Genomic DNA, 24,900 nt, shown 5'->3' with positions numbered 1-24,900 from the left:
ATTAAGGAGACAAGATGGAACACACGGGCCAAGGCGACAATGCGGAACAATCGCTCAGGGTAATCCGCCTGCTGACTCGCAAGCATGCCCTAAACGAAAGCCGGCTGGAAGCGCGCCAGGAACGCATCGACGCCGCCCCCGGCGAAGTCCTGCTGAAGATCGACCGCTTCGCGCTCACCACCAACAACATCACCTACGCCGCCTTCGGCGACGCCATGAACTACTGGCAGTTCTTTCCCACCGGGCAAGAGGAATGGGGACACATGCCGGTGTGGGGCTTCGCCGACGTGGTTGCCAGCGGCGTTCCCGGCGTGGAGGCGGGCGAGCGCTTCTATGGCTATTTCCCCATCGCCAGCCATATCCGCATGCAGCCCGACCGCGTCACCGGGCGCGGCTTCTACGATGCCAGCGAGCACCGCAGGCCGCTTACCTCCGCCTACAACCAGTACACCCGCGTGGTCAACGATGCCGCCTACGCGCCGGAGCGGGAAAACTACCAGATGTTGTACCGGCCGCTGTTCATCACGTCGTTCATGCTGGCCGACTTCCTGGAGGACAGCCGCTTCTTCGGCGCGACCCGGCTGGTGGTGTCCAGTGCCTCCAGCAAGACGGCCTACGGCACCGCCTTCTGCCTGCGCGACCTCCCCGGCATCTCGCTGGCGGCCATCACCTCCGGGCGCAACCGCCCCTTCGTCGAGGGCCTGGGCTGCTACGCGGAAGTGGTCAGCTACGACACGCTGGAGACGCTTGCCAGCGACGAGCCCACGCTCTATGTGGACTTCTCCGGCGACGAAGCGCTGCGCGCGCGCGTGCATCATCACTTCGGCAGCGCGCTGGTGTACGACTGCTTCGCCGGCTCGGCGCAGAACACGGACTTCCTGCGCGACACCGGCCTGCCCGGACCCAAGCCCGAGTTCTATTTCGCGCCGGTGCAGATCCGCAAGCGCAATGCCGACTGGGGGCCCGAAGGGGTAAACCAGCGCTTCAATGCGGCGCAACGCGCGTTTATCGATCACGTGAAGGCGCCGGGCAACGGCTGGTTGTCGCTGATCGAAGAGCAGGGCTTTGGCGCGGCGCAGGAGAGGATCGCCAGCCTGGTGGCCAGTGGGAGCGAGCCGAAAGAGGGGTATGTAGTGCGAATCGGTTGAGGCCGGTGCACTGATATGCGCTGGGCCGGGGAGGCGCGGCGGGCGCATCAGGCCCGCCGCGCCACGATCAAACCCCGGTCACTCCGCGCTCTGCAGGTACCGCTGGCGCGCTTCTTCTTCCAGGCGCACGTCTTCCACTTCCTGCAGCACGGCTTCCACATCCACCGGCCGGTCATCCACCTCGACCCGCCCCGTCAGCTTCACGCCCGGATGCAGCAGGCCGGCCTGGTAAAGCGCCCAGATTTCCTTGCCGTACTGCGTATCGTTGAGTTCCGGCGCGAACTGGCCGAAGTAGAACGCGAGGTTGTCCACATCGCGCTCCAGCATCACGCTGGCATCGTTGTTGCCGGCGGCGTCCACCGCTTGCGGCAGGTCGATGATGACCGGGCCCTCGGCATCCACCAGGATATTGAATTCGGAGAGGTCGCCGTGCACCACGCCGGCGCACAGCATCAGGATCACCTGCCCGATCAGCGCCGCGTGGAACTCCAGCGCCAGTTCCGGGCTCAGCGCCACATCGTTCAGGCGCGGCGCGGCATTGCCATCGGCATCCACCACCAGTTCCATCAGCAGCACGCCCTCGAAGCACAGATGCGGCCTGGGCACCCGCACGCCCGCGGCGGCGAGCCGGTACAAGGCATCCACCTCGGCGTTGTGCCAGGCTTCCTCGGCCACCTTGCGCCCGTAGCGCGTGCCCTTTTCCATGGCGCGCGCCTGCCGGCTGCCCTTGACCTTGCGCCCTTCCTGGTAAGTCGCGGCCTGCCGGAAACTGCGCTGCGCGGCATCCTTGTAGACCTTGGCGCAACGGATCTCGCCGCCGCAGCGCACGACGTAGACCGTGGCTTCCTTGCCGCTCATCAGCTGGCGCACCACTTCGTCGACCAGGCCGTCCTCGACCAGCGGCTGCAGCCGCTTAGGCGTTTTCATCGGGATGCGCGGCAATGGCTTTGCGCCATGCCTGTGCGCACCCCACACCCGCGCATCGGGTACCGCAGCGTCGCCGCCACCGTTATTCCGTCAGCATGCGCACTTTCACGCGCTTGCCCTTTACTGTCCCGTCATTGAGCTTGCGCATCGCCTCGCGGCCGATCGAACGCTCGACCGCCACGTAGGTGGACATGTCCATCACGTTGATCTTGCCGATCTGGTGCTTGGCGTAGCCCGCGTCGCCGGTGAGCGCGCCGAGGATATCGCCGGGGCGCATCTTCTCCTTGCGCCCGCCGAGGATCTGCAGCGTGACCATGGGCGGCAGCAGGCGCTCGTTGCTGGCCGGGGCCAGTTCGGACAGCGGCTGCCATTCCATCTCGGCGCCCATGGCCTGTTCGATATTACCGACGCGGCCCATCTCGTTCATGCTGGCCAGCGAGAGCGCCCAGCCGTCCTCGTCCGCGCGGCCGGTGCGGCCGATGCGGTGGACGTAGACCTCGGGGTCCGGCGTGACGTCGACGTTAATCACCGCTTCGAGCTGGGCGATGTCGAGGCCGCGCGCGGCTACGTCGGTGGCAACCAGCACGGAGCAGCTACGGTTGGCGAACTGCACCAGCACCTGGTCGCGCTCGCGCTGTTCCAGTTCACCGTGCAGGGCCAGGGCTTCGAAGCCTTGCGCGCGCAGCAGGTCGACCAGGTCGCGGCAACGCGCCTTGGTGTTGCAGAAGGCCAGCGTGCTGACCGGGCGGAAATGGTTGAGCAACAGGCTCACTGCATTGAGGCGGTCGCTGTCTTCCACCTCATAGAAGCGCTGGCGGATCTTGCTGTCGTCGTGCTGCTCCTCCAGCTTGATCTCGCGCGGCTTGCGCAGGAACTGCTGGCTGAGCCTGACGATGCCTTCGGGGTAGGTTGCCGAGAACAGCAGCGTCTGGCGCTCCTTGGGGCAGCGGCTCGCCACATAGGCGATATCGTCGAAGAAGCCCATGTCGAGCATGCGGTCGGCTTCGTCCAGCACCAGGGTGTTGAGCGCATCCAGGTGCAGCGTACCGCGCTCCAGGTGATCCATGATGCGTCCGGGCGTGCCCACGGCGATATGTGCGCCATGCGCCAGGCTGTCAGCCTGGGGGCGCATCGGCGAGCCGCCGCACAGCGTCAGGATCTTGACGTTCTCTTCCGCGCGCGCCAGGCGGCGGATTTCCTGCGTGACCTGCTCGGCCAGCTCCCGCGTGGGGCACAGCACCAGCGCCTGCACGTCGAAACGGCGCGTGTCCAGCCGGTTCAGCAGCGCCAGCGCGAAGGCGGCGGTCTTGCCGCTGCCGGTCTTGGCCTGCGCGATCAGGTCCTGGCCGGCCAGCGCGACCGGCAGGCTGGCGGCCTGGATCGGGGTCATGGTCTGGTAGCCGAGCTGCTCCAGCGTCGCCAGCGTGGCGGGCGAGAGAGGCAGTGTGGAGAAAGAGGCGCCGGCAGCGGCGGGCGCTGCGGATTGGGTAGGACTTGAGTTCATGCCGGATTATAACGGGCTGGCGCCCCTCCATCGTCTATCATCCACCCCTGGCATCGGCCTCCCATGGTGGCACCTGCCACCCCAGCCGCCCCAGCAGCGCCTGCGCCGCCGCAGGCGCGCGCTCCTTGGCGCCGTTGATAAAGAAAACGAACACCTCACGCTTGCGCTTCGCCGCCGCCTTGCCGTCCACCCGCGGCAGGTCTTCCGGGATGCCGCCAGATGCCCAGGCCTGCACCCGCTCGCCCCACGCATCGAGCGCCTTGGGCGCATAGCCGGACTTCAGCTTCTCGCTGCTTCGCATCAGCCGCGCATAGACAAAATCCGCGGTGAGATCGGCGAAGGATGGAAACTTGTCCGAATCGGTGAAGACGGTGGCGGCCTTGTACTTGCGCGCAAGCTTGAGATAGTCCGGCGTCATGAAGCTCTCGTGCCGCACATCGAGCACATGGCGCAGCTTGCGGCCCTCGACCGAGGCGGGCAGCAGCGCAAGGAAGCCCTCGAAGTCTTCGGGGTCGAACTGTTTGGTGGGGGCAAATTGCCAGACCACAGGACCGAGCTTGCCGCCCAGCTCGGCAATGCCGCTATCGATAAAGCGCTCGATGGACTCGGCGGATTCCGCCAGCACCCGGCGGTTGGTGGCGAAGCGCGATGCCTTGAGCGCGAACACGAAGCCGTCGGGCGTCTCGTCGCGCCATTTGGCGAAGGAGGCGCGCTTCTGGGTGCCGTGGTAGGTGCTGTTGATTTCGATGGCGGTGAGCTGGCGGCTGGCGTATTCGAGTTCCCGGCTTTGCGCCAGCCTGGCGGGATAGAAGTTGTCGCGCCATGGGGCGAAGTTCCAGCCGCCGATGCCGATGCGGGCGATGGCGCCGCTGGCTGCTTGGGGCGTCCTGGCGGCTCTTCCGGTTGTCTTCGCGCTTGCTTCGGCCATGCGTTCGCATCCTTTGTCTGGCAGTCGGTCCATCAGCCGAACCATCACCCTACGGCATCAGTGCGCGGGTAAGACTCGGGAGAAGCGCACGCAGTAAATCGGCGGCAGATGCGCCGAGAACAGCTTCCAGCGTTCCCCGCCGCTCTCCGAGATCCACAAGCCGCCGGTGGTGGAGCCCATGGCGAGGCGGTCGCCGCTATGGTCCACCGCCAGGCCGTGCCGGTAGACCAGGTCGTAGGCCGGCGCGTCGGGCAGTCCGTCGGAGAATACATCGAAGCTGGCCCCGCCGTCGCGCGTGCGCGTGACCACCAGCCGGCCGTCCACCGGCACGCGACACTCGTCTTTCACCGCCGGCACGAACCACGCGGTATTGGGCCGGCGCGGATGCGCCGCCACAGCAAAGCCGAAGCTCGACGGCTGGGCCTGCAAACGTTGCCAGTGTGTGCCGCCATCGCCGGAGCGGAAGATGCCGCCATGATGCTGCACCCACATGGCATTCGGATGACCGGCGCATTGCACCAGGCGGTGCGGGTCCTGGATATTGCCGTCCTCGCGCCGCTCCGGCGGCATGTAGTCGGCCACCATGCCGCTGGCGGTGCAGCTCCAGCTCTTGCCGCCGTCCCGGGTCTGCCAGACACCGCCGCACGATACGGCAACCGTGACATGGTGGCTGTCGCGCGGATCCACGCAGATGGAATGGATCCCCGGCACATCGTAGCCACCGCCGAACCACTCGCTGCGTTCGGGGCGGTCCCAGAGCGGACGGTTCAGTGCCCAGGTCGCACCGCCGTCGCCGGAGCGGAACAACCCGCCCGGCAGGGTGCCGACCCACAGCACGCCGGGTTCATCGGTGCCGCCAGCTTCCATCGACCAGATCTGCTGCAAGGACCATGGCACCGGGGCGGGCGGGCTGGCCTGCTCCTTATCTCCCGTTCGCGCAGCGGCGGGTACGCCGTCGGGTGTGGATTCGTGGCGACGATCCGGCTCCGGCTGAGGCGGATAAACCGGCACCGAGCACACGCCCCACTCCGTGCCGTGCGCCCTGCGCCGCCATAGCTTGACGCCAAAGTGCCCGAGGTTGAGTGCCGCGTACAAGTTGCCGTCACGCGGATCGGCCAGCACCATGCTGACCGGCTCGCCCAGGAAATGCACCGAGTCCTGCTGCCATTCGCCGGCGCTGTCGCGCCGCAAGATGAGCAAGCCCTTGCGCGTGCCAACCAGAAGCTGATCGTCCATGCTGGACTCCTGTCTTCAGCGGCCTGTTGTCAGCCTGTTGCCAACGGCAGCTGCGCTGTCAACCGCCAGACAGCGCCTGCACCACATAGATCTGGCTGCTCTCGCCCACGCGGTCGCTCAGGCGGCGGCGGTCGCGAATGGCGGAACCATCGACAAACACGGCCAGGTGCCGGCGCAACTGCCCCTGGTCGTCCAGGATATAGCCGCGCAGTTCCGGCTGCTCACTGAAAGCCAGTTCCAGCGCGGCACACACGGTAGCCGCGCAGACTTCGCGTTCCGGGCTGGGGACATGGCGCTGGATGGCGGCGGCAAAGACAAGACGTGGCATGGTTGCAGGCTAGCGAGGGGACCGCTGGCGGAGTATGCGAACGTCTTGCAGTGTAGGAAATCCTGCGGGGAGTGCGCGTGCCATCGCACTCCCCACCCGGAACGGATGCACTATCGGTCACATCGCGCGCATCCCGCAATGCAACACGCTTCAGGCGGCCTTCCCTTCCTGGCCCTGGCGCAGCCGGGTGCTGGCAATCGCAGCCAGCACCAGCATCCCCGCGATGATCAGCAGGCCGTTCTTCGTACTGCCCGTGGTCTGCTCGATCACCCCCATCACCGACGGGCCGATAAAGCCGCCGACCAGCCCGCAGGTGTTGACCAGCGCCAGCCCGCCAGCCAGGGCCACGCCGGCAAGACGGGACGACGGAAAGAGGAAGATGACTGACTGCACCACGAAGAACATCGATGCCGTCAGGCTGAAGCCCACCATGGCCACCACCGGGCCGGCATAGGCCGCGAGCAGCAGGCCGGCGGACATGACGGCTAGCCCTGCGATCAGCATGCGGCGGCAGCGCTGCGGGTTGCTGGCGAAGCGCGGCAGCGCCGCCGCGCCGATGGCCGCCGCGATCCACGGCACGGAATTGAGCAGGCCGATTTGCAGCGGCGACAGCTTGCCATAGGTGCCGATGATGCCCGGCAGGAAGAAGATCACGGTGTAGATGCTGATCTGGTGGCAGAAGTACACGAAGATCGCGAGCCAGATCTGGCGATCGGCCAGGCAACCCCGGAACGAATGGCCGACATGCCCGGCGGCCGCTTCCTCGGCTTGCTCCGCCGCCAGGCGGCGTTCCACCTCGCGGGATTCTTCGGGCGACAGCCAGGTCGCGGTGGCGGGGCCGTCCGGCAGCTTCTTCCATACGACGAATGCGAACGCCACCGCCGGCAGGCCTTCCAGCACGAACATCCACTGCCAGCCGCGCCAGCCCAGCACGCCGTCCATTTGCAGCAGTGCGCCGCCGAGCGGTCCGCTGAGGATGTTGGCGATGCATACGCCCAGCAGGAAGTACCCGGTCGCGCGCGCCCGCTCCTTGCGGCCGAACCAGTAGGTCAGGTAAAGCATCACGCCGGGGAACAGGCCCGCTTCCGCCGCGCCGAGCAACAGGCGCATCACATAGAAGGAGGTCTCGCCGCTGACAAAGGCCATGCCTGTGGACAGCAATCCCCAGGTGATCATGATGCGCGTGATCCAGAAGCGCGCCCCCACCTTGTGCATGACCAGGTTGCTGGGCACTTCCAGCAGCGCGTAGCTGAGAAAGAACAAGCCCGCGCCCAGGCCGTAAGCCGCCGCGGAGATGCCCAGGTCGACCGCGATGTGGCTCTTCGCCAGCGCGATATTGGTGCGGTCGAGAAAGCTGATCACATAAGCCAGCACCAGCAGCGGCATCAGCTTCCTGAACAGCAGCGCGTTCAGCGGGCGCTGATCGGCAAGCGGCGCTTCTCGTGCGGGTTGCACATAGGTGGTAGTCATGAATCGTGTCTCCTGTCGGCGGTATAGGTTTTGTTTCCGGAGGCGGCAGCAACGGCCGCGTGGCGCGGCGCCGGGCAAGGCGGCGCCGGCACTCAGAACGCCACGTTGTCCGCGCCCTTCAGGCCGAGGATCTCGCGTGCCTCGTCGGGCGTCGCGACATCGATGTTCAACGCCTCCAGCACGCTGCGGATGCGCAGCACCTGCTCGGCGCTCGAAGCCGCCAGCCGGCCGGGGCCGATCCACAGCGAATCCTCCAGGCCAACCCGCACGCTGGCGCCCATCGCCGCGCCGATGGTGGCCAGCGGAATCTGATTGCGCCCGGCGCCGAGGATGGACCAGCGGTACTGGTCGCCGAACAGCCGGTTCGCGGTCCGGTGCATATGCATCAGGTCTTCCGGATCGCCGCCGATGCCGCCCAGGATGCCGAACACCGACTGTACGAACACGGGCGCCTTGACCAGCCCGCGATCCAGGAAATGCTTCAGGTTATTCAGGTGGCTGATGTCATAGCACTCGAACTCGAAGCGCGTGCCGTTGGCGTTGCCGATCTTCAGGATGTTCTCGATATCGCTGAAGGTGTTCTTGAAGATCAGGTTGCGGCTGTTCTCCAAATGCTCGCGCTCCCATTCGTGCGCGAACTCCTTGAAGCGATCCAGCATCGGGAACAGGCCGAAATTCATCGAGCCCATGTTCAGCGATGCCAGCTCCGGCTTGAAGGTGGTGGCGGGGAGCATGCGCTCCTCCACGGTCATGTGGGGGCTGCCGCCGGTGGTGATGTTGATCACGGCATTGGTGGCGGACTTGATCTTCGACAGGAACGGCCGGAACAGATCTGGATCCTGCGACGGCCGCCCGTCCTTCGGATCGCGCGCGTGCAGGTGCAGGATGGCCGCGCCGGCCCTGGCCGCGTCGATGGCGGCAGCAGCGATTTCGTCGGCGGTCACCGGCAGGTACGGCGACATGCTGGGCGTGTGGATCGCGCCGGTAGGGGCGCAGGTGATGATGGCTTTGGATCGGGCTGCCATGGCGGCCTCCGTATGAAATCGGTTAGTGGGGGTGCGCTCAGCTAAGGGCTTGCGTCAGGCCATCGACCACCAGTTCCTGGCCGGTGACGTTGGCGGCCAGGTCGCTGGACGCGAACAGCACCATGTTGGCGATGTCGCGCGCGGTCACCATGCGCCCCAGCGCGGCTTGCGAGGTGTAGGCGCGCGTGACCTCCTCCAGCGGCTTGCCCAGCGCTTCGGCCTTTGCCGCGATGACCGCGCGAATGCGCGGGCCATCGACCGCGCCGGGCAGGATGGCATTCACGCGGATGCCGTCCGCGCCGAGTTCCAGCGCCAGCGATTTGGTGAAGCCGATCACCGCCCACTTGGACGCCGAGTAGACCGAGCGCCCGGGCATGCCGAGGTGGCCGGCAGCCGACGACAGGTTGACGATGGCGGCGTTATTTCCCCGGCGAAGGCGCGGCACCGCCAGGCGGGTGCACAAGAACTGGCCGGTGATATTGACCGCGAGCGTGCGCTCCCAGTCAGCCAGCTCCAGGGTCTCCACGCCGCCGGTGGGGCCCGCCACGCCGGCGTTGTTCACGAGTACGTCCAGGCCGCCGAGGGTGCGGTCGACGGTCTCGAACAACGCCGCCACGTCGGCCTCGCCCGACACGTCGGCCCGGCAGCCATGCACTGCCGGCAACTCGGCCGCCAGCCGCTCAAGGCTGGCGCCCTGGACATCGCACACGAGCACGCTGGCGCCCGCCTGCGCGAAGGCGCGGGTGATTTCCAGGCCGATGCCGTCGGCGCCCGCGGTCACCAGGACCCGCTTGCCCGCCAGAGAGTTGTCATTCCACATATTCGTCAGCTCCATCCATGAGGCGATATTGCTCCATGGGCGCCATGTTATATCTGTGATCACAGATCGCAAATCGGGAATACCCTATGTGCTATGATTTCCGCATGTCCCTACCCGAACTTGTGACCCCTTTGAAGCGCCAGACGCTGAGTGCAGACGTCTATGCGCAATTGAGAGAGCTGTTGATCAGCGGCCACATGATGCCCGGCGAACAGATCTCGCTGCGCAGCACCGCCGCCGCGCTGGGCGTGAGCGTGATGCCGGTGCGCGAAGCGGTCCACCGGCTGGTGGCGGAGCAGGCACTGGAACTGACACCGAACCGCGCGCTGCGCGTGCCGGTCATGAGCGTGAGCCAGTTCCGGGAGATCACCAGCATCCGGGTCAACCTGGAAGGGCTGGCGACGGAGCAGGCCGCCGAGCACCTGAGCGATGCCGCGATCGTGCAGATCACTGCCCTGCACGACCGCTTCGCGGAAGAGATGGCACGGTCCAGGCCGGACAGTTCGCGGCTGATCTCCGTCAACAAGGAATTGCACTTCGCCGTCTACAAGGGCGCAGGCATGCCGATCCTGCTGCAGATGATCGAAGCGCTGTGGCTGCGCATCGGCCCGATCCTGAATCACGACCTGCGCTCCGGCTCGCGCCGCGTGGGCGAGCAGGTGGCCGTCAATCATCACGCGCGGCTTGTCGCTGCGCTCAAGCGCAAGGATGGCGTGTCGGCACGGGCCGCACTGCAAGGGGATATTGAAAGCGCGGCGGAATACATCGTCTCCGCGGGCGTGCTGCTGGCGGCGGATGCGTTCGAGGAGCCGGCATCCGGCCAGGACAAGCCGTCGCCAGCGACCGCGCGGCGCTCACGCGCCTCCGGCGCAAGGCGCCCCGCCTGAATCTGCTCGCGCCTGCAGAGGTGGTTCGCCGGCGCGCGCCGAGGCATGGAAAGGCGGCGCCCCGGCAGCAATCCGCAGCTACGCGCTCCAGGCGACATCCGCATCCAGCGGATACACCGGCCGTGCCAGCCGCTGAAACGGGAACTGCGCGTAGCGCGAACTCGTCACGCCGCCGCCATCGCACTCGACCACCGCCTTCGCGATCGGCACGAATACCGGGCGGCAGTACATGCGCGATTTCAGCAGCAGGAAGCGCTGCGCCAGCGGGTCCACGCCGATGTGGGTGAAGATGCCGAGGTCCCAGTGTTCTTGCGGCGTCTCCGTCACCACCACCTGCGCAGCGCCGGTATCGAGCAGCGCGGTGCGGCCCATGCGGATGCGCAGGCCGGGGTAGGTAGGACCGCTGATCACGTATTCCCCGTCGCTGATAGCGGCGACGCGCCCGCTCAGGGTGGGCGGCGTGGGGTAGACGCCGAGCTGGCTAAGCGGCACCTTGTTGCCCACCGGCAGCGTTACGCTGGCGCCCACGCCGGCTTCGATCAGCGCGGCCACCGCCTGCGGGTCGCACACCGGCCCCACCGCGATGCCGGACAGGCCCTGGCGCAGCGCTTCCCGCAGCACCGCCATATCGTCGCAAGTGCCACCGGACATGCAGTTGTCGCCGTGGTCCAGCAACAGCACCGGCCCCTTGCCGTTGGCAGCCGCCAGTTGCGCGGCGCGCGCAATGGAATCCGCCAGCGGCTCGCTTTCATAGACGAAGCCGGCGCGCTCGTTCCAGATCTGCGCCGTGAGCTTGTCCGCCGCGGCTTGTGCCGCCGCGGCATCGCCATCGGCCACCACCAGCACGCTGATGCAAGGCGCCGCGATATCCGCCAGCCCGAAACCGGCCAGCACCGATACCGCCAGCATGCCACCGGCCTCGGCCTGCCGGGCCGCCGCCACCGCGCGCTGCATGGCGCCCTCGCCGGTGTTGCTGCGCAGCGTGTGCGTCACCATCGGCAAACGCCGCCATGCGAGCGCGGGCCGCATCTGTTGCTGCAGCACGCGCATCAGCAGGCGGCCGGCGTGCTCGCCGGTTTCGTACATGTCGACGTGCGGATAGGTTTTGAAGCTGACGGCGATATCCGCGTGCGCCATCATCGCCTGCGTGACGTTGCCGTGCAGGTCCAGCGCAATCGCGATCGGCGCATCGGGCAGCACCTTGCGCAAACGCGCGAGCAACTCGCCCTCGCCGTCGTCGCTGTTCTCCGCGACCATGGCGCCGTGCAGGTCGAGCATCACCGCATCGCAGCCGGGCGCCGCGCTCACGATGGCGTCGCACAGCGCGGTATAGGCGTCGGCCGCGACGCGCCCGCTGGGGTTGGCGCCGGCCGCGACCGGCACCACGAGCTCGGCGCCCGCCGCTTCGGCCAGGTCGATAAAGGCGCCGATGGCCGTGCGCGTGCCCTTGCTGGCCCTGTAAGCGTCTTCCCCGTAGCGAGGATCGAAGGACGACAGCGGCGTCGGCACCGGCGAAAAGGTATTGGTCTCGTGGTTCAGGCGTGCGATCAGGATCTTCATGACGGGCGTCAGGACAGGTTGGCGGATTCGAGCATCACTTGCAGCAGGACATTGCAGCCCGCCTCCAGGTGCTCGGGCCTGGCGTCTTCGATCTCGTTATGACTGATGCCGTCCTTGCATGGCACGAAGATCATGGCGGCCGGCGCCACGCGCGCGAGATAGACCGCGTCGTGCCCGGCGCCGCTGATGACGTCCATCTCCGGCAGCTCCAGCCGCCGCGCGGCGGCGCGCACGGATGCCACCATGCGCGCGTCGAACGGCTGCGGCGGGAAGTACACCACCTGTTCGATGCCGATGCTTAGCCCGGTACGCGCGGCCAGTTGCGCGGCGGCCTCGCGGAAGGCACGGTCCATCTCCGACAGCGTGGCGTCCGTGTCGGAACGCAGGTCCACCGTCATGGCGATGCGGCCGGGAATGACGTTGCGGGAGTTCGGGTGCACTTCCATGCAGCCCACCGTGGCGCGTCCGTGAGGCTGCCGCTCCATGGCGATGCGGTTGACGATGCCGACCAGCTCCGCGCTAACCAGCATGGCGTCGCGGCGCATGGCCATCGGCGTGGGGCCGGCATGCGCCTCCATCCCGCTGACGACCACGTCGTACCAGCGCTGGCCCAGCGCGCCCGTGACGACGCCGATCGGCACATCGCTGGCCTCCAGCACCGGACCCTGTTCGATATGCGCCTCGAAATACGCGGCCACCGGGCGCCCGCCAACCGCCTCGCCGCCGGCATAGCCGATCGCGGCCAATGCCTGCCGCACGGAAACGCCATCGCGGTCGCGCTGGCCCAGCACGCCGTCCAGCGCGAACTCTCCAACGAAGGAGCCGGAGCCCATCATGACCGGCACGAAGCGCGAGCCTTCCTCATTGGTCCACACGGCGACTTCCAGCGGGTGCGCGGTCTGCACGCCGGCATCGTTGAGCGTGCGCAGCACTTCCAGCCCCGCCAGCACGCCGTAGTTGCCATCGAACCTGCCGCCGGTGGGCTGGGTATCGATATGGCTGCCGGTCATCACCGGCGGCAGCCCGTTGTTCCTGCCCGCCCTGCGCGCGAACAGGTTGCCCACTGCATCCACCCGCACTTCGCAGCCGGCGGCCCGGGCCTCCGCCACGAAGAAATCCCGGCCGAGGCGATCCTGCTCGGTCAGTGCCAGCCGGCATACGCCGCCTTTCGGCGTCGCGCCGATCGCGGCGAGCCGCATCAGTGAATCCCACAGGCGCGCGCCGTCGATGCGAAGGCTTGCCAGGGCAGGTGGGTGCTGCGTCAACATAGTGCTTCCTCTCGTTTTCGCTGCTTGTGCTCGTGCTTGTAGATGTCCGGCGGATCAGGCCGCAAGGCCCACGCCGAGATAGCGGTCCTTGACGGCCTCATCCTCCCGGAACGCGGCATTGCTGCCGCTGTAGACCACCGTCCCTTGCTCCAGGATGAAATGGCGGTCCGCCAGCTGCATGCAAACCTCCAGGTTCTGCTCCACCAGCAGGATCGATACGCCGGCCGCCTTGATCATCTTGAGCTGCGCCACGATCTCCTCGACGATGACCGGCGCCAGGCCCTCCACCGGTTCGTCCAGCATCAGCAGGCGCGGGTGGTTCATCAGCGCGCGTCCGATGGCGAGCATCTGCTGCTCGCCGCCGGACAACTGCGCGCCGCCGTTGCGGCGCCGCTCGCGCAGGCGCGGGAAGATGCGGTAGATATCGTCCAGCTGCCACGGCGACGCCTTGCGCGCGCCGAGCTTGAGATTCTCTTCCACGGTCAGCAAACGGAATATGCCGCGATGCTCGGGCACCAGGCAAAGCCCGTCCGCCGCGATCCGGTGCGGCTCCATGCCGGCGATGTCGCGGCCCTGGAACAGCACGCGTCCGCCGCGCGTACGCACCACGCCTGCGATGGCCTTCAGGGTGGTGGATTTACCGGCGCCGTTGCGGCCCAGCAGGGTGACCAGTTCGCCGGCGCCGACCGCCAGCGATACGCCTTGCAGCACATGGCTCTTGTCGTAGTAGCCGTGCACGTCCTGGACGTCCAGCATAATCGTCATTTTCATTTGCCGCCCCCGGTGATCATGTTGCCCAGGTACGCCGCCCGCACGCGCGGGTCATTGCGCACCGCGCCGGGCGTGCCTTCCATCAACACCTTGCCCTGCTGCATCACGGTCACGGTGTCGGAGATATCCATGACGATATCCATATTGTGTTCGATCAGCACCACGGTGTGATCCGCGCTCAAGCCGCGAATCAGGTGCTTCATCGCGGCCAGGTCGTCGATCCCCATGCCGGACGTAGGCTCGTCCAGAAAGATGGCGCGCGGCCTTGCGGCCAGCGCCATGCCCACTTCCAGCCGCCGCTGCTGGCCGTGCGACAGCGTGCCGGCTTCCGCATTGGCGACGCGGGTCAGCTCCAGCCGTTGCAGCACGCTGTCCACGGTATCCGCGCAAGCCAGTTGCCCCAGCGGCCGCCGCCAGCAATCCATCGCGCGGCGCGGGCTCGTTCCGAGCGCCGCCAGCCGCAGGTTCTCCCGCACAGGGAGATGCGTGAACAGGCTGGTCACCTGGAACGAACGCGCGATGCCGCGCTGCACGCGCTGGTAATCCGGCTCGCGGGTCACGTCCTTGCCGTCGAAGACGATGGTTCCCGCAGTCACCGTGCCGGTGCCCGTGAGCATATGGAACAGCGTGGTCTTGCCGGCGCCGTTGGGACCGATCACCGAATGCACGGTGCCCGGCATCACCCGCAGGTCCACGCCGCCCAGCGCGTTGAACTTGCCATAGGACTTGGTAATCCCGCGCGCTTCCAGAATCGCCGTTGTCATGCCTGTTCCTCCTGCCCGATCGGCTTCGCCGGTTCGCGGCCCATCTTGCGCCACAGCATCTCGCCCAGGCCCCACAGCCCGCGCGGAATAAACAAGCTGACCGCGATCAGCAGGAAGCCGAGCAGCATCAGCCAGCGCGGCCACAAGGTCGACAGCCAGTCGGACAGCAGCACATAGAAGACCGCGCCCAGCACCGAGGCAAACGCGTTGCCGGTGCCGCCGATGACCGTCATGATCAGGATCATCTCGCTAGTGTGATAGTCGATATTGGTCAGCGGCGCGATGCCCATCAGCATGGCGTGCAGCGCGCCGGCCAGCCCGGTGATCGCCCCCGACAGCACGAAGGCCATCAGCTTGAAGTACCTGACGTTGTAGCCGACCGCCTGCGCGCGTTCCTCGTTGTTGCGGATCGCGAGCAAAGTGCGGCCAAACGCGGACTCCGTCACGCGCAGCACCAGGAAAAACACCAGCAGGAACAGCACCGCGACAAAACCGTAGAACTGCCATGGCCCGGCCAGCGAGCCCAGCTCCGTGCCGAACAGCGAGACCGGCGGGCGCGGGATATCGAGCAGGCCGTTGTCGCCACCGGTCAGGTCGGGCGTGGTGTAGGCGAGGAAGTAGAACATCTGCGCGAATGCCAGCGTGAGCATCACGAAGTACGTGCCGCGCTGGCGAATGGCGAACCACCCGACCAGCGCCGCCGCCGCCGCGCCCAGGACGATGGCAAGCACCAGCGCGAGCGGCAAAGGCAGCGCCAGGCGCGTCAGCGCAATGCCCAGGCCATAGCTGCCGAGGCCGAAGAAGATGCCCTGCCCGAAGGAAAGCAACCCCGTGTAGCCAAGCAACAGGTTGCAGGCCATCACCGCCATGGCATAGACCAACACTTCGGTGGCCAGCGTACCGGAGCGCATCGTGAGCGGCAGCACCAGGGTCACGCCCAGCGCCAGCAGCCAGAAGCGATAGCGTTTGAGCATCTCCATCATCCTCTCCCGAGCAAGCCATGCGGGCGCAGCAGCAGCACCGCGGCCATGGCCACATAGATCATCAGCCACGCGCCTTCCGGCCACAGCGTGCTCATCAGGCTTTGCACCACACCGACCAGCACGCCGCCCACCAGCGCGCCGGTGAAACTGCCCAGCCCGCCCACTACGACCACCACGAACGCCACGCCCAGCGCCTCCACGCCCATGAACGGCTCGCCCCCCCGGATCGGCGCGGCCAGCACGCCGGCGATGGCCGCCGTGGCCGCGCCCAGCGCGAACATCAGGCTGAACAGACGGAAGATGTTGATGCCGAGCAGCGACACCATCTCCGTGGATTCACTGCCCGCGCGCACCGCGCTGCCCAGGCGGGTGCCTTCCAGCAGCCACCACAAGCCGACCGCCAGCAGCGCGGTGAAGCCGATCACGAACAGCCGGTACTTCGGATAAACGAAGCTGCCCCACATCACCACGCCTTGCAGCGAGTCGGGTGGCGCCACGTTGACGCCGAGAGGGCCCCAGCTGGTGATGATCAGCTCCTGCGCGACCATCGCGAGGCCGACCGTTACCAGGATATGGAACTCATGCGGAAGCGCGTACACGTGCCGCAGCATGACCTTCTCGGTCAGCCAGGCAAACGCGCCGACCAGCAGCGGCGCGGCGGCCAGCGCGACCCAGAAGTTCAGGCCAAGCTGCAAGGCCTGGAAGCAGAGGTAAGCACCCAGCGCATAGAAGGCACCGTGGGCAAAATTGACGAAGCGCAACAGGCCGAAGATGATCGACAAACCCACTGCCAGCAGGAAGTAGAGCATGCCGATGCCAACGCCGTTGACCACCTGCAACAGGTAGACGTTCATGGGCTTGAGCGGGAAGCTTGGACGAGAAGGATGGCCCTGGTGCGCCCCGATTGCCGCGGCGCACGGCCTGTAGCTTGCAGGCGGCCCGTCAGGCCATCTTGCACAGGGTCTTGTCGACGGGCAGGAAGGACTTGCCGGCGCTGATCACCTCGGCGTAGTCGTCCTTGTCCTTCATGCGGCTCTTCGCCTTGCCCTTGAGCAGGTAGTAGTCCTTGATGACCTGGTGATCGGCCGCGCGCACCTCTTCGGATCCGGTCAGGCCGTCGTACTTCATGCCCTCGATGGCGGCCACCACGGCCTTGGGATCGGCGGTGCCCGCCTTGATCATGCCGTCCAGCATGATCTTGGTGCAGATATAGGAACCGGCCAGGCTGTAGTTCGGATTGCTCTTGAAGCGCGCGTTGCTCCGTTTGACCAGGTCGCGGTTCAGCGGCGAATCCGCGCCATGCCAGTACTGCGCGCCGAAGTACACGCCTTCGCACAACTCCGGCCCCAGCGATTCAAACTGTTCCAGCCCGGACGCCCAGGCCACCAGGATCGTGGTGTCCTTTTTCATGCCGAAGCTCGCCGCCTGGCGCAGCGTGTCGGACGACTGCTGGCCGAAGTTCAGGATCAGCAGCACATCCGGCTTGGCCGCCAGCGCGTTGGTCAGGTAGCCGCTGAATTCCTTCTCGTTGAGCCCGTGATAGCTGTTGCCCACGTGCTCGATGCCCTTTTCCTTGAAGACGTTCTTTGCCGCCGACAGCAGGCCCTCGCCGAACACATACTGGGGAGTGATGGTGTACCAGCGCCTGGCCTTGGGCATGGCCTCGATCAGGGGCCGCACGGTGCGCTCGATCGCCCCGAAGGTGGGCACGGACCAGCGGAAGGTGGCGCGATTGCAGTCCTTGCCGGTGATCTCGTCGGCACCGGCGGTGGTGACGAATACGCCGCCAAACTTCTCCGCCTCCTTGCCCATGGCCAGCGACTCCGACGACAGGATGCCGCCGGCAAAGTAGCGCGCCGCGTTCTTCTGCGCCAGCTCCTGCATCTTGCGCACGGCGGTGGCCGGCTTGCCTTCGGTATCCAGCACGCTGTAGCGCAGGCTCTTGCCAAGCACCTTGTCGTATTGCTCCAGCACCAGCTTCATGCCCAGGTCGGCAAACTTGCCGTTGGCGGCGAAGGGGCCCGACATTGGCACCGGGCAGCCAAGCTCGATCACGTCACCCGCGGCCGCCAGCGCGGAGCGGGCGTGCACGAGTGCGGCGGGGACAGCGGACAACGCCGCCAGCTTCAACAGGTTACGACGATTCATGTCTCACTCCTCTCGATGGGGATAGCCACCCAGGATGGCCGGTAGCCGCCGCGTCAGTGCGCGGACATCCTCCAGCCTTTTATGCTATTTATCATGATAAATAGGTGGGACGATAGTAGGAGGCGCTTCTTTCAAAGTCAATAGGAGGAAACGCAGCAAGGAGTACGGCGGCGGCGCGCGGCAGCGGCGCTGCCGGCGGCAATCGCAGCCTGTAGAATTGGACCCGGCGTGGCCTGGCCGGCAGCAGCAGACTGGACCGGCGGCACGCGGCAATCAAAGGGATGGAAACAACATGGCACCGCTACGTGGCGAAGGCGCCAGGACGATCGAGATTCGCAAGCAGAAACGCGCCGACCTGGTTGCCGAAGAACTGAAACGCCTGATCACGCAGAAGAACCTGCGCCCCGGCGACAAGCTGCCGCGCGAGATTGCCCTGCAGCAAATGTTCTCCGTGAGCAAGAGCACGATCCGCGAGGCACTCAAGTCGCTCGAAGTACAGGGCCTGGTCAGCGTGAGCACCGGCCCGTCGGGCGGCGGCACCATCGTCGAAGTGCAGCTGGACCGCACCTTCCAGCTGATGCAGAACTATCTGTTCTTCAAGGACATTGGCATCGCCGATATCTACACCGCGCGCAAGCTGCTGGAACCCGAACTGGCCGCGGGCGCGGTGCCACACCTGACGGAAGAGGATTTCGCCGCGCTGGAACGCACCATCGACCAGTGCGACCCGGCCTCCGCCGCCGCGATCGATCCGCTGAACCAGCGGCAGGAAGACCTGAGCTTCCACGACATCCTGGCAGCCGCCAACCCGAACCCGATGCTGCGCTTTTGCTGCGAGCTGATCAATGAAATGATCCGGCACCTGGTGGTGTTCGGCAACGACACGCCAACGTGCGAACACGAGCGCTTCGGCGCGGCGAACGTCAAGTTCCACAAGAAGATCCTGGCGGCGGCGCGGGACCGCGATGTGGAGAAGGTGCGCACGCTGATGCTGTCGCATATGGAGGAATGCACACGCTATGTTACGCGGATGAATGGCAGGATTAATGGGCGGTTGGTGTTGGATTCGGAGATGCCGCGGCGGGGGAAGGGGGGGCGGGGGGGATAGGGGTGGGGGTATTGGGGAAGGGCTGCAACTGCAACTACAACCCCAACTGCTGAACTACTGAACTGCAAAGTCAAAGGCGGTTTCACCCCCCTGCGGGGGGCGACCTACTTTCTTGTCTTGCCAAGAATGTAGGCAAAGAAGGCTCGCCGGATGGGGCGACACCCCCTCGGGATCCGGCGAAAAGAGCGGCCGGGACCCAAACTCGCATCGCCTTAAGGCGATACTCAAACATGGGTCCCTCTTTTCCGCTCTTTTCACCGGATACCGAGGCGCCCCATACGGCCTGGTACACCTTGACGGCTCGCTTCGCATCGCGCTGGGGTGTGGCCCTCGGGGCCACACGCAGGCGTCGAGCGCTGGGCATTTGTGTCTCCGCCACGCTTTTCCAACCACCGAAAAATCAAGGTGCTTCGGACTTTCGTGTGGGTACTGTATGCGGGTACGAGTGGCCGGCAGCAAAGCGCTGGTTTGCTCCCCTCTCCCATGAAATGGGAGAGGGGAGCTACAGCAGTGCTGGAACTAGCCTGGGCGGGCAGAAGAGCGTCGCCTCACTTCAATCCGCGCTGCCGGCCTTCGCCGGATACTTAAGCGCATTCATCTCCATCTTGGCTTTCACCGCCGCATCCAGATCCACGTCGAGGGCGTTCAGCAACTGCGCCAGGTAGATGGTGATGTCCGCCAGTTCCTGCTCCACATGCGCGCGCTCATCGGTGGACATGATCTCCCGCGCTTCGCCTTCGGTCTTCCACTGGAAGATCTCGACCAGTTCGGCCACTTCCACGCTGAGCGCCATGGCGAGGTTCTTGGGACTATGGTACTTGCCCCAGCCGCGCGCCTCGCCGAATGCGGCGGCGGCTTGCTGGAGGTTCTTGATGTCGATCAGGGTCATGATGGTTCACTGCGCGGGTAATATGTACTGCGTGTATTGAACCACGAATGCGCAGCGATGCGTGGCTGGCAACGGCACCGCCGGAAGCATCCGATCTGCAGAAAACGGCGGCGCTGCCCGGCGCCTAATGCGCAATCACGCGCACGATCTCACCCAGGTGCGACACCAGATAGAGCCCACATCCGATCAGCCCGCCCACGATCGTTCCGTTGATCCGGATCAGCTGCAGATCCTTGCCGATATTCAGTTCGATGACATGCGCCATCTCGCGCGCGTCCCAGTTCCTGACGGTATCGCTGATATGCCGGGTGAGGAACTGGGCGAAGTCGGGCGCCATGTTCCGCGCCGCCTCCTGCATATGCCCGTTCAACGAATTGCGCAACGCAGGGTCCTGCGCCAGCGTTCTTCCCATCCACTGGCCGGAAGCGGCCACCTTGCCGCGCAGCAGGGAATCGCTGCTGTCCAGGTCTCGCCTGAGCCAGTTGCGCAACTCGCCCCACAGCTCACTGGTGTAAGCATTGAGCATTTCGTCGTTCTTCACGAACTGCTTGATCTCCTCACCCTTTTGCAGGAAGGCCGGGTCGCTCTTGAGACGCCCGATCAGGCTCGCCACGGCTTCGTCGAAGTTCCGCCTGAGTGCGTGGCCGGGATCCTTCCCGATCTGGTCGAGCATACTCCGGATCGCGTTGGAGATCATTTCCGAGCCGTTGTTTCCAATCCACTCCGAAGGCAGCACCTTCTCCTTCACCGGATGTTCGCTCTTGAGCCATTCGATGATCCTGGTGGAGATGAAGCTGTGCGTCCCGGGCTCCTGCAGCAGCTTGAGCAACTGGAGGATGCCTTCGTCGAGCAGTTCCTGGTGCCTGCCGTTCCTGGTCAGGCTGTTCAGGATCGCGCCCGAGGATTTCGACAGGTCCACCTTGTCGATGGCGGCGTGGATCGCATCCCTGATGAACCCCTGGATGCGCGCATCCTCCATCACCTCCAGGAGGCCGCTCAGCATCTTGACGGCATAGGCGCCAAGCCGGTCCGTATTGGCGGGGCTGGTCAGCCATTCCGCCACCTGCTGCGCCGGATCGTGCTTCCGGATCAGCGCCACGATCGAGTCTGGGTCCAGGAACTTCTCCCTGACGAACACCGCCAGGTTGTCCGCGATCTCGTCCTTGTGGCTCGGGATGATGGCGGTATGCCGCGACACAAAGGGAATCGGAACCTTCCTGAAAAGCGCCACCACGGCAAACCAGTCGGCCAGCGCCCCCACCATCGCCGCCTCGGCGATGGCCTTGATCCAGTTCACCCCCAGGCCTGGCGGCAGGAACGCCGTCACCCCGAACACTGCCGTCGCAACCAGCAGCAGCGCCAGGGCCCGGCCCTTGTTCCGCTTCAGTTCCTTTTCCTTGTGCTTATCCATGTCGGCGTTGCCAGTTCATGTCGGGTTGCAGCAGGCCTGGATCCATCCCGACATCCCACGTGGGAAAGTCACTCAGGTCGTCCGCAAGGTCCGCGATCACCTCCCGAAGTTCCAACGGCGCCAGCCATTCGTGCGGAATCGCCTCCTCGCCCCACAGCGCGCCCAGCAGGTTGCCCGTGATGGCCCCGGTCGAATCGGAGTCGCCGTCATGATTCACCGCGAGTATGACGCCGTGACGGAAATCGCGGGCAACGAGCGCACAGTAAATGGAAATCGCCAGCGCCTCCTCGGCGACCCAGCCTTCGCCGAGGCGGGCGATGGCATCCTCATGCGCCACGCCGGAACCGGCAAGCTGCTCCGCGTGCATGATCGCCAGCAGCGTTTCCTCGTGGTCCGGCTGCGCGGCCAGGCATGCCTTGGCCGTCCGCAAGGCATCGGGCAGCATCGCCCCGTCAGCCAGTTCGTGGACCAGCGCGGCCAGCACGCCGCCCGTCAGCGATCCGCTGGGATGTCCATGGGTGAGGGCGGCAAGCGCGGCCCCAAGGTCAAAGGCATGCCGGGGCGAGCGCTGATCCGGATGCCGCCACGCGAACAGCCCTGCCGGCGCCACGCGCATGACGCCGCCGCAGCCCTTGCTATGGTTACGCGCCGGCTCACCCACCTTCATCATCGCTTCCAGCGCGGACAAGCAAGTGTTGCCGGGCGCGCGGCGGCTGTGCAGCGAAGCCTGCTGGCAGAGCCATCCTGGCTCGGCCAGGATGAGATCGGCATGCCATGCGGGCCGGATCCCCTGCGTATGCAGCCAGCGCAGATAGGCGCGCGCGACCGCGTCCGGATAGCTACTGACGCCCCGCACCCACGCACGCAACAAACCTTCCGCCGTGAACAACGTCATCTGCGTATCATCGGTGATGGTGCCGATGCCGCCATAGGCCGGCGCGTACTCCGTGATGCCGCCAGCGCCGAAGCGCTCCAGGATCTCCGCGAGCGTCATGAACTCCACAGGCGCGCCCAGCGCATCGCCAACAGCGCCGCCGAGCAGGCAGCCATGGAAGCGGCTGCGCGAAGTCGGGTAGGAGGCGGGGTTCGAAACGGGGTTGGAAGCGGGTTGGATTACAGGCATGTCTTGCTTCATGTCACCTTCGCCTATCGCAAGAGAATCAACTGGGGCACAGCATCGGCGCCGGACCAGATGATCGCGTTCTGCTCAAATTCGGTGCCGAGCGCCTTCGCATCCTCCAGCGGGATACCAAGCACCAGGAAGCTGGCCTCGCCCGGCCATTTGTTCGACGGATGCTCGCCGATGCCGTCGATAAACGTGAGTCCGCGCCGCGTCAGCTCGCACGCCAGCGCCGCCTGGCGGCGTGCATTGGCTGCGTCATCGCAAGCCTGCTGGCTGAACGGATTCCAGGCGGTAATAAATGCGCTGCACGTAACGCCGGATGCATCGTGCAACGCTGCCAGCGGCGCATTGGGCTCGCCGACCCTTAACGTGGCGGGCGCATCGCCGTGGACGTGATAGTGCGTCTCCAGGTAAGCCTGGATGAGTTCGCGATCAATGACTGAGGCAGAAAACAAAAAACCCTCCGTGCAAGGAGGGTCGACGCAGTGCCCGCTTGGTTGTTCCTCAACGACTAAGGAACCACATCCGCTCTCGCGATCCACCTTGCCCGGGTAGGCAGGTTGGCATGGGCGTCGACCCAAATCAGAATGTGAGCGGATTGGAACATGGGGGGTTGGGGGGTGTCAAGGGTGGCACCTTACGCAATCAGTTCCTGGAGGTCTCCGAGCCTGATGGGCCAACTCGCCTAGCGCTACTTTCGCAAAGCAAGGGGCCGGATCGACGGTTCTTGCCCGTCAATCGTGGCTGAACGGGCGCCCGGGTCATACATGAAACAACGTTGGTCCCCACCGCTGCAGTTCGAAAACCTTCACGGCGCGGCGCTGCTCGGCCGTGAGCTCCGGCGCCAGCATTGCCGTTGGCCGTCGTCCCGCTGCCCCGGTCTTCGTCCTCACCAACGTCACCTTGATCTCGGCCAGTCCTTCCATCATGCGACGGGCCGAAGCGTCGGTCCGCAGGGCAATCTTCGCCAAGCTCACGAGCATCAGGCCGAGCACGGTCGCGAAGGTGTGCAGACGCAACGATCCATCGGCCCACTGGTGTGACGGTCCCCAGGGAACCACGCCGCCTTTCTTGGCCCTGCGGAACAGCTCCTCGACGTTCCACTGTCCTCGGAAGGCGGAAACGATTCGCCCGGTGCTCCAGTTGTGCCGATCCGTACACAGCACCCGCCTGCCCAGCCGCGTTCTCTCCAGTTCGCGGCGCAACGTGGCATCGACGTGCCAATGCAAGGTCGGTACCGCTTCGCTGCCGGCGATGGTGGTCACGACGAAGCTCGACAGGTGTTCCCGAGCGAGCGCCTTCTTGACCCGCAGCTCCAACCGGCTGCGCGTGATGCGGCCCTTTTGGACCAACTCCTCCAGCGTGCACAGTTCCACCTTCGCCTTGCGCAGTGCCGTCGCGATCCCGCGTTTCTGGCCCGCCAGCAACTCCTGGCTCTCCACCACGACGAGCGTGCGATCCAACTCGCCGACGGTGGTCCGAACCCGCGCCGCCCGCACGTCGCTGAGCTTGCCCGGCAGCGGCTTCATGGCACCGCGCTGCGCCGCCATCCGCAGCGCCTCCTCCGCGGCCTTGTGTCCCAGCGGCAACGAGATGAGGCTGTAGTAGCCGGCGGCATCGAGATCGAGTTCCAGTTGCGGGCTCCAAAACCCGCCGTCCCGTACCACCGTGCGCTGCGCCGGCCGCGCGCGGCCCTCACCGCTGTCGAGTGCCTCGTGCAACTGCGCCAACCCACCCAGGCACGCCGCGAGCACGGCCTGGTCCGAGCCGTTGCCGGGATACGTCCGATACAACAGCGGCACATGCCCGGTCTCGCTGACCAGGACGCCAAGCCCTACGACACGCAGGTCGCTTCTCTTGCTCTTGGCGTGGCCTCGCCGGGCCAGTTCGCCGGGCGTCTGCGTGTCGATGTGGGTATCGAAGTTCGTCGTATCGAACGCGAGCACGTCGGCGGACAGCTCGAAGCGGGCCACCGCGGCCTTCGCGATGGCCACCTGAGCCTGCTCCAACTGCTCATCGGTCACCTGCTGCGCGACGCGATGAAAGGCCTGACCGGTGAACGCGGACCCCGGCAAACACGACAGCCGCGGCAAACTCGCGTCCAGAAAATCACCCAGCTCGCACTTGGGTCCCGGCGCACACGCACGCTGAATCGCCACAGCCACCGCCAACTCACCCACCGACGGGCCATCCTTGGCGCCAACCCCTGCGCACGCGCGATCAATCTGCCCGACCAAGTCCAGCTGCTCGGCCACCCAGATCAAGGCTCCGACATCGCCGACCCCGCGCGTGCCCACCGTCTGGGTCGCGCTCAGATCCGCCACTCGCGGCGGCTCGGCCGGTCCCAGCACGACCTGGCGTGCGACGGAACGGCCCCGCTCGGCGTCCCACACCGACTGCGCGGCAATACGGTAGCGATGGCCGTTGACTTCTCGTTCGAAGATGTGCATGTTCTTTCATGTAGCATCTCAGAGCCAAAGAATCAAGCGAAATCCAGTATCTACGCGGCATTCCGACTCGGTGCCGCCGCGGAACAACACCGAGCTTGCGAAGGTAGGGCTAGTGGCGGCAGGTAGTCGATCAATGCATGCGCAGGCACGTA

Annotated in this window: 23 protein-coding genes and 1 riboswitch; of the genes, 3 read left to right on the top strand and 20 right to left on the bottom strand. The window is 65.9% G+C overall.

Annotated elements, in window-relative coordinates; all coding sequences use genetic code 11:
* Positions 1-14: 14 nt before the first annotated feature.
* Positions 15-1,148: a DUF2855 family protein gene (locus ACZY0R_RS37265; RefSeq protein WP_488865586.1), complete on the top strand. Its 1,134-nt coding sequence runs from the start codon at positions 15-17 to the stop codon at positions 1,146-1,148.
* A gap of 78 nt (positions 1,149-1,226) precedes the next feature.
* Here the strand turns inward: ACZY0R_RS37265 and ACZY0R_RS37260 are convergent, their stop codons facing one another.
* From ACZY0R_RS37260 to ACZY0R_RS37225, 8 genes are all read right to left on the bottom strand, one after another.
* Positions 1,227-2,075, bottom strand: a complete 849-nt coding sequence (locus ACZY0R_RS37260; RefSeq protein ID WP_035872477.1) for a PA4780 family RIO1-like protein kinase — start codon at positions 2,073-2,075, stop codon at positions 1,227-1,229.
* An 82-nt stretch (positions 2,076-2,157) separates the two neighbouring features.
* Entirely contained in the window at positions 2,158-3,579 is a 1,422-nt protein-coding gene (dbpA, locus tag ACZY0R_RS37255; RefSeq protein ID WP_488865584.1) for an ATP-dependent RNA helicase DbpA, read from the bottom strand.
* Between the two features lie 37 nt (positions 3,580-3,616).
* Positions 3,617-4,507: a DUF72 domain-containing protein gene (locus ACZY0R_RS37250; protein WP_488865582.1), complete on the bottom strand. Its 891-nt coding sequence runs from the start codon at positions 4,505-4,507 to the stop codon at positions 3,617-3,619.
* 57 nt (positions 4,508-4,564) lie between these two features.
* Positions 4,565-5,743, bottom strand: coding sequence for a WD40/YVTN/BNR-like repeat-containing protein (locus ACZY0R_RS37245; RefSeq protein WP_488865580.1), 1,179 nt, complete (start codon positions 5,741-5,743; stop codon positions 4,565-4,567).
* A 58-nt stretch (positions 5,744-5,801) separates the two neighbouring features.
* Positions 5,802-6,071, bottom strand: coding sequence for a ubiquitin family protein (locus tag ACZY0R_RS37240; protein WP_488865578.1), 270 nt, complete (start codon positions 6,069-6,071; stop codon positions 5,802-5,804).
* A gap of 150 nt (positions 6,072-6,221) precedes the next feature.
* The gene (locus ACZY0R_RS37235; RefSeq protein WP_488865576.1) at positions 6,222-7,541 is read right to left on the bottom strand and encodes an MFS transporter; all 1,320 of its coding nucleotides are present in this window, start codon (positions 7,539-7,541) and stop codon (positions 6,222-6,224) included.
* 92 nt (positions 7,542-7,633) lie between these two features.
* On the bottom strand, positions 7,634-8,566 hold the full coding sequence (gene kce / locus ACZY0R_RS37230; protein ID WP_488865574.1) for a 3,5-dioxohexanoate:acetyl-CoA acetone transferase: 933 nt from the start codon (positions 8,564-8,566) through the stop codon (positions 7,634-7,636).
* Positions 8,567-8,603: 37 nt separating this feature from the next.
* Positions 8,604-9,386, bottom strand: a complete 783-nt coding sequence (locus ACZY0R_RS37225) for an SDR family oxidoreductase (RefSeq protein WP_488865572.1) — start codon at positions 9,384-9,386, stop codon at positions 8,604-8,606.
* 104 nt (positions 9,387-9,490) lie between these two features.
* On the opposite strand from ACZY0R_RS37225, the gene ACZY0R_RS37220 reads away from it, so the two are divergent.
* Complete coding sequence (locus tag ACZY0R_RS37220) at positions 9,491-10,273, top strand: GntR family transcriptional regulator (RefSeq protein WP_488865570.1); 783 nt, start codon at positions 9,491-9,493, stop codon at positions 10,271-10,273.
* 78 nt (positions 10,274-10,351) lie between these two features.
* Here the strand turns inward: ACZY0R_RS37220 and ACZY0R_RS37215 are convergent, their stop codons facing one another.
* The 7 genes from ACZY0R_RS37215 to ACZY0R_RS37185 all read right to left on the bottom strand — a co-directional run bounded on the left by ACZY0R_RS37215 (position 10,352) and on the right by ACZY0R_RS37185 (position 17,767).
* On the bottom strand, positions 10,352-11,833 hold the full coding sequence (locus ACZY0R_RS37215) for a M81 family metallopeptidase (protein ID WP_488865568.1): 1,482 nt from the start codon (positions 11,831-11,833) through the stop codon (positions 10,352-10,354).
* A gap of 8 nt (positions 11,834-11,841) precedes the next feature.
* The gene (locus ACZY0R_RS37210; protein WP_488865566.1) at positions 11,842-13,101 is read right to left on the bottom strand and encodes a Zn-dependent hydrolase; all 1,260 of its coding nucleotides are present in this window, start codon (positions 13,099-13,101) and stop codon (positions 11,842-11,844) included.
* 54 nt (positions 13,102-13,155) lie between these two features.
* Entirely contained in the window at positions 13,156-13,860 is a 705-nt protein-coding gene (locus ACZY0R_RS37205; RefSeq protein ID WP_488866391.1) for an ABC transporter ATP-binding protein, read from the bottom strand.
* A gap of 8 nt (positions 13,861-13,868) precedes the next feature.
* Positions 13,869-14,636, bottom strand: coding sequence for an ABC transporter ATP-binding protein (locus tag ACZY0R_RS37200; protein ID WP_035872504.1), 768 nt, complete (start codon positions 14,634-14,636; stop codon positions 13,869-13,871).
* A complete protein-coding gene (locus ACZY0R_RS37195; protein WP_488865564.1) occupies positions 14,633-15,616 on the bottom strand; it encodes a branched-chain amino acid ABC transporter permease in 984 nt (327 codons plus the stop codon). Before ACZY0R_RS37195 ends, ACZY0R_RS37200 begins: the two co-directional genes overlap by 4 nt.
* A complete protein-coding gene (locus ACZY0R_RS37190) occupies positions 15,616-16,473 on the bottom strand; it encodes a branched-chain amino acid ABC transporter permease (RefSeq protein ID WP_488865562.1) in 858 nt (285 codons plus the stop codon). Before ACZY0R_RS37190 ends, ACZY0R_RS37195 begins: the two co-directional genes overlap by 1 nt.
* Positions 16,474-16,561: 88 nt before the next feature.
* Entirely contained in the window at positions 16,562-17,767 is a 1,206-nt protein-coding gene (locus ACZY0R_RS37185; protein WP_035872523.1) for an ABC transporter substrate-binding protein, read from the bottom strand.
* Positions 17,768-18,059: 292 nt separating this feature from the next.
* On the opposite strand from ACZY0R_RS37185, the gene ACZY0R_RS37180 reads away from it, so the two are divergent.
* Positions 18,060-18,875 (top strand): FadR/GntR family transcriptional regulator, encoded by an 816-nt coding sequence (locus tag ACZY0R_RS37180; RefSeq protein ID WP_488865560.1) that lies wholly within the window; start codon positions 18,060-18,062, stop codon positions 18,873-18,875.
* 553 nt (positions 18,876-19,428) lie between these two features.
* Here the strand turns inward: ACZY0R_RS37180 and ACZY0R_RS37175 are convergent.
* From ACZY0R_RS37175 to ACZY0R_RS37155, 5 genes are all read right to left on the bottom strand, one after another.
* Positions 19,429-19,764 carry a nucleotide pyrophosphohydrolase gene (locus tag ACZY0R_RS37175; RefSeq protein WP_488865558.1) on the bottom strand — a complete coding sequence of 112 codons (336 nt, stop codon included), beginning with the start codon at positions 19,762-19,764 and terminating at the stop codon, positions 19,429-19,431.
* 124 nt (positions 19,765-19,888) lie between these two features.
* Positions 19,889-21,175: a DUF445 domain-containing protein gene (locus ACZY0R_RS37170; RefSeq protein ID WP_488865556.1), complete on the bottom strand. Its 1,287-nt coding sequence runs from the start codon at positions 21,173-21,175 to the stop codon at positions 19,889-19,891.
* On the bottom strand, positions 21,168-22,310 hold the full coding sequence (locus tag ACZY0R_RS37165) for an ADP-ribosylglycohydrolase family protein (protein ID WP_488865554.1): 1,143 nt from the start codon (positions 22,308-22,310) through the stop codon (positions 21,168-21,170). Before ACZY0R_RS37165 ends, ACZY0R_RS37170 begins: the two co-directional genes overlap by 8 nt.
* An 11-nt stretch (positions 22,311-22,321) precedes the next feature.
* The gene (locus tag ACZY0R_RS37160; RefSeq protein WP_488865552.1) at positions 22,322-22,753 is read right to left on the bottom strand and encodes a DUF3293 domain-containing protein; all 432 of its coding nucleotides are present in this window, start codon (positions 22,751-22,753) and stop codon (positions 22,322-22,324) included.
* A gap of 28 nt (positions 22,754-22,781) precedes the next feature.
* Positions 22,782-22,894: riboswitch (SAM-I-IV-variant riboswitch) on the bottom strand.
* Between the two features lie 165 nt (positions 22,895-23,059).
* Complete coding sequence (locus tag ACZY0R_RS37155; protein WP_488865550.1) at positions 23,060-24,748, bottom strand: IS1634 family transposase; 1,689 nt, start codon at positions 24,746-24,748, stop codon at positions 23,060-23,062.
* Positions 24,749-24,900 lie beyond the last annotated feature (152 nt).

The organism is Cupriavidus sp. F041, assembly GCF_057814235.1.
This window is presented reverse-complemented; position numbering and strand designations above follow the sequence as displayed.

Excerpts from the sequence above, each read along its gene's own strand:
- ACZY0R_RS37265 (WP_488865586.1), top strand. The coding sequence starts at position 15 with ATGGAACACACGGGCCAAGGCGACAATGCGGAACAATCGCTCAGGGTA.
- ACZY0R_RS37260 (WP_035872477.1), bottom strand. The coding sequence starts at position 2,075 with ATGAAAACGCCTAAGCGGCTGCAGCCGCTGGTCGAGGACGGCCTGGTC.
- dbpA (WP_488865584.1), bottom strand. The coding sequence starts at position 3,579 with ATGAACTCAAGTCCTACCCAATCCGCAGCGCCCGCCGCTGCCGGCGCC.
- ACZY0R_RS37250 (WP_488865582.1), bottom strand. The coding sequence starts at position 4,507 with ATGGCCGAAGCAAGCGCGAAGACAACCGGAAGAGCCGCCAGGACGCCC.
- ACZY0R_RS37245 (WP_488865580.1), bottom strand. The coding sequence starts at position 5,743 with ATGGACGATCAGCTTCTGGTTGGCACGCGCAAGGGCTTGCTCATCTTG.
- ACZY0R_RS37240 (WP_488865578.1), bottom strand. The coding sequence starts at position 6,071 with ATGCCACGTCTTGTCTTTGCCGCCGCCATCCAGCGCCATGTCCCCAGC.
- ACZY0R_RS37235 (WP_488865576.1), bottom strand. The coding sequence starts at position 7,541 with ATGACTACCACCTATGTGCAACCCGCACGAGAAGCGCCGCTTGCCGAT.
- kce (WP_488865574.1), bottom strand. The coding sequence starts at position 8,566 with ATGGCAGCCCGATCCAAAGCCATCATCACCTGCGCCCCTACCGGCGCG.
- ACZY0R_RS37225 (WP_488865572.1), bottom strand. The coding sequence starts at position 9,386 with ATGTGGAATGACAACTCTCTGGCGGGCAAGCGGGTCCTGGTGACCGCG.
- ACZY0R_RS37220 (WP_488865570.1), top strand. The coding sequence starts at position 9,491 with ATGTCCCTACCCGAACTTGTGACCCCTTTGAAGCGCCAGACGCTGAGT.
- ACZY0R_RS37215 (WP_488865568.1), bottom strand. The coding sequence starts at position 11,833 with ATGAAGATCCTGATCGCACGCCTGAACCACGAGACCAATACCTTTTCG.
- ACZY0R_RS37210 (WP_488865566.1), bottom strand. The coding sequence starts at position 13,101 with ATGTTGACGCAGCACCCACCTGCCCTGGCAAGCCTTCGCATCGACGGC.
- ACZY0R_RS37200 (WP_035872504.1), bottom strand. The coding sequence starts at position 14,636 with ATGACAACGGCGATTCTGGAAGCGCGCGGGATTACCAAGTCCTATGGC.
- ACZY0R_RS37195 (WP_488865564.1), bottom strand. The coding sequence starts at position 15,616 with ATGGAGATGCTCAAACGCTATCGCTTCTGGCTGCTGGCGCTGGGCGTG.
- ACZY0R_RS37190 (WP_488865562.1), bottom strand. The coding sequence starts at position 16,473 with ATGAACGTCTACCTGTTGCAGGTGGTCAACGGCGTTGGCATCGGCATG.
- ACZY0R_RS37185 (WP_035872523.1), bottom strand. The coding sequence starts at position 17,767 with ATGAATCGTCGTAACCTGTTGAAGCTGGCGGCGTTGTCCGCTGTCCCC.
- ACZY0R_RS37180 (WP_488865560.1), top strand. The coding sequence starts at position 18,060 with ATGGCACCGCTACGTGGCGAAGGCGCCAGGACGATCGAGATTCGCAAG.
- ACZY0R_RS37175 (WP_488865558.1), bottom strand. The coding sequence starts at position 19,764 with ATGACCCTGATCGACATCAAGAACCTCCAGCAAGCCGCCGCCGCATTC.
- ACZY0R_RS37170 (WP_488865556.1), bottom strand. The coding sequence starts at position 21,175 with ATGGATAAGCACAAGGAAAAGGAACTGAAGCGGAACAAGGGCCGGGCC.
- ACZY0R_RS37165 (WP_488865554.1), bottom strand. The coding sequence starts at position 22,310 with ATGAAGCAAGACATGCCTGTAATCCAACCCGCTTCCAACCCCGTTTCG.
- ACZY0R_RS37155 (WP_488865550.1), bottom strand. The coding sequence starts at position 24,748 with ATGCACATCTTCGAACGAGAAGTCAACGGCCATCGCTACCGTATTGCC.